Here is an 802-nt window from a genome sequence, read left to right as displayed (position 1 = left end):
AGAACAGCATCGACGAAATGGGGATTCAGGAGCCTTTATGGGTAACGGGGGAAAACGTCATAATCTCCGGTCATGAGCGGTGGAAGATCGCAAAACAGAAGGGAATGGGAGAGGTACCGGTACGAGTCGTGGAATCTGTCACGGAAGAAGAAATGCTGTACCTGCTTGTCATGGCCAATGATGCACGCCGCGGGGATGAGAAAGATCCAATGCGAAAAGCCCGCAAGATTAAGGTCTTGTACGACTATTGGGGAATCACGGTGGGGAGGCCCAAAAAGGGACACGATGACCACAATGCGAGAAAAACAAGACATGACGTGGCAAATCTAGTAGGGGAGGGAGAAAGAACGGCAAGACGATTGCTCAGACTCTTGGATTTGATTCCAGAACTACAAGAGCTGGTTTCCCGTGGCGTTATCGGCGTGGTGGCTGGGAACGAACTGGCTGCCTTGTCGGAAAAAGAGCAATGCCAGCTGTACGAGGCCATTACCCGTTCCCATGTCAAAGAGGTACGATCCCAAGAAATCCAGGCCATACGCAGCGAGCTGGAATATCTCCGGGAGCGCCGGTCGCAGCAGGTGGATCTGCAGGAAGAACAATTGGATTTGCTGGACATGAAAGAAGACGTATTGGCAGAAATGGAGGAGCAAGATGCAGCTGATGGTGGACAGAAGAATGAGTTGCCGGAAGAAGACAGGGAATGGCACACCGAACTGGAGAAGGAGATCCCCAAGACGGCGATTGATGCCGTTGCCCCCACGTTGGAAGCATCCAGTGCCCGAAACTTGCGGCGCCGCTTGTT

Annotated in this window: 1 protein-coding gene; it reads left to right on the top strand. The window is 52.7% G+C overall.

Annotated elements, in window-relative coordinates; all coding sequences use genetic code 11:
- A partial coding sequence (locus AB1L17_RS31425) for a ParB/RepB/Spo0J family partition protein (RefSeq protein ID WP_412848922.1) occupies window positions 1-802 on the top strand: 802 nt, incomplete at both ends.

This window comes from Brevibacillus jepli (assembly GCF_047229145.1).
Taxonomy (GTDB): domain Bacteria; phylum Bacillota; class Bacilli; order Brevibacillales; family Brevibacillaceae; genus Brevibacillus.
Note: the sequence above shows the minus strand (reverse complement) of the source record. Positions and strands in the feature narration are given on the sequence as shown.